This is a genomic window from Flavobacterium saliperosum, from assembly GCF_900100625.1.
GTDB lineage: Bacteria > Bacteroidota > Bacteroidia > Flavobacteriales > Flavobacteriaceae > Flavobacterium > Flavobacterium saliperosum.
This window is the reverse complement of the sequence record NZ_FMTY01000016.1, coordinates 1-2676: the sequence shown is the minus strand read 5'-3', so window position 1 is coordinate 2676 and position 2676 is coordinate 1. Positions and strand designations below refer to the sequence as shown.

General features: G+C 45.7%; 2 protein-coding genes. Both read right to left on the bottom strand.

From position 1 onward, the window contains the following. Nucleotides 1–128: 128 nt before the first annotated feature. Nucleotides 129–1997, bottom strand: a complete 1869-nt coding sequence (locus tag BLQ05_RS13530; RefSeq protein WP_023577696.1) for an OmpA family protein — start codon at nucleotides 1995–1997, stop codon at nucleotides 129–131. A gap of 20 nt (nucleotides 1998–2017) precedes the next feature. Continuing rightward, on the bottom strand, nucleotides 2018–2676 hold a 659-nt coding region (locus tag BLQ05_RS13525; RefSeq protein ID WP_074460158.1), incomplete at its 5' end, for a PorP/SprF family type IX secretion system membrane protein.

The following is a 2676-nucleotide window of genomic DNA, read 5'->3' as shown; positions in this document are numbered from 1 at the left end:
TCACTAAAACTCCAGGAAACCGAATCCTCGTTTGCCGAGTGGTACCAGTCCGATAATTGATTCCGGTTATAGCATAAAAAAAGCGCTCCTGTTACGGAACGCTTTTTTTATTTGTGTTTTCAAATTGCTTATTTCTTCACAATCATGAATTCGGAACGTCTGTTTTTAGCATGCTCCTCTTCCGAACATTTGGTGCATTGTACTTTCGGCTCGCTCTCGCCGTAGCCTTTGCCTTCGATGCGCTCTTTGGCAATCCCTTTCGAGATCACGTACTGCACCGTAGCTTTGGCGCGACGATCGGATAAGTTCATATTGAAACTGTCCGTCCCACGGTTGTCCGTGTGCGATTTCACCATAATCACCATGTTCGTGTTGTTCTTCATTACCTGAACCAGTTTGTCTAACTCAAACGCCCCTTGTTTGGTAATGTTGCTTTTGTTGAATTCGAAGAAGATATCGTTTAGGATCACTTCCGTTTCCGTGATGATAACGTCAATAGGATCCAATTCCGCCACGATTGGCATTTCACCGCCTTTGGACTTGTCTACTGCAATGGTCTTACTTACAAAGCCGTCTTTCGACACCTGTAGCGTATAAACCTTGTCACATTCCGTAGCGTAAGTCGTCAAGCCGTCCGCTGCGGTGGTTTTGGTTTCAATCACGTTGTTTCGGTCATCCAAAATGGCAACCGCAGCTCCGGAAAGGATTTCCCCCGTCTTCGCGTTTTTAACCGTCGTAATCAACTGTACCCCACATACCGGAATGGCCATGTAGATATCGTCCTGTCCGCCGCGGTTACTCGAGAAGAAACCAACATTCTGGTCTTTGTGGAAGGAAAATGCAAAATCATCTTTCTCCGAGTTGACCGGTTTTCCGACATTCTTCATCTCGGTGCCTTTCTCAAGGTCAACCACAAACACATCCAATCCGCCAAAACCCTGTTTCGAGTCGGAAGAGAAGTACAGTTTGTTGTCGTCTGTAATAAAAGGGAAGTTCTCTCTGCCTTCGGTATTGATCTTATCCCCTAAATTCTCCGGTGAATCGTAAGTATTGTCCCCCGTGATTTGTACTTTCCAGATGTCCGAACCACCAAGGGTACCCGGCATATCGGAGGAGAAGTACAAGGTTTTGCCGTCTTTGGACAAACTCGGATTCCCTACATTGTAATCTTTATTGTTGAATGGCAAGGCTTGGATGTTCCCCCATTTGCCATCGGTCTTGGTCGCTTTGAACAAGCCCACGTTTCCGAATTTCACTTTTTTCTCCTTGTCTTTATCAAAGATCTTGTCCCGGAAAGTCTCGCTGGAAAAATACATCGTGTTCCCGTCGGCGGTTACCACAGCGGGGCCGTCATGCCATTTGCTGTTCAGTCCTTCCGCTTCGGTGGGTTTGCTGTACGTACCGTCGGCATTACGGGTGGCTTTGTACAAGTCCAGATAAGGCTCGTCGGTCCATCCGTAGTTTTTTCTCGAGGTGTTTCGCGCCGAAGCGAAATACAGCGTATTGTCGTTGGTTAATACCGCACCAAAATCCGATTTGTCACTGTTGATGTCCATCGTCTGGAAATCAAACATTTTTTGCTGATCGGTTAATCTTGGAATATAATTCGGCTCTTTCTTAAAGGCGATTGCGCGCTGATCGTTAGGTGCCAAAGCGGCAAAGGTTTGCATTTGCCTGTTGGCTTCCTCATACTGTGCGTTGGATTTGAGCATTTGCGCATAACGGTAGTAAATTTCGGCATCCTGCTTCTCCTCCGTTGCCTTGGCGTACCATTTGGCCGCTTCAACGGTGTTGAAAACATTGTAGTAGCTGTCGGCCAATTGGCGGTAAACGTAATTGTCGGCTTTGTTGTTGCTCACCAATTTCAGATAGGCTTCCGCTGCATCGATATATTCGTAACGATTATACAGCTTGTCGGCCGTTTGCGTGTCTTTGTTTTGCGCTGATAGGGTCAAACCAGCGAATACAAAACTTAGAGTGATATAGGTTTTCTTCATGTCTTACTGTCGCTGTTAAATTAGAAAAATCGTGGTGAAGTGGATGCTTTCTTGTAGAAATTGATATCGTACAACAACATGAACTCGTGAGAAGCTCTGGTTTTTGCCGATAAATCCGATACGATATAATCGTAAGCATACCCTACTCTTAATGTTGGGGTAACGGCGAAGTTCACCATCGCGCCGAAAGAGTCTTCCAAACGATAGGTTACTCCCGCTTCAAACTTATTGAACAACAACGTGTTTAACGATGCGTCTACCGATACCGGGGCATTGAAAGCCGTTTTTACCATCGCAAACGGTTTTAATTTCATGTTCTCGCTGATGTCAAAAACATAACCTCCCGTTACAAAATAGTGGGACGCTTCCGATCCGAACTCCCTGCCGTTAAAGTCAAGGTGTTTCGATTTCAGTAAATTCGGTACCGAAGCGCCGATATAGTATTTGTCACTATAGAAAAACAATCCCGTTCCGATGTTTAAAAACGTATTGCTCGTGTTCTCCGAAAACGCCGGGTCGTCCGCATCCGGTACATTATTGTACACATCGCTGAACAAACCTACATTATGGAACGTCGCACCCGCCTTCAATCCGAAAGCCAGCTTGTGCGAATCTCCTAAATTTAAAGTGTACGAGAAATCACCGTAAACGTTGTTCTCTTCCACCGGACCAATCTTGT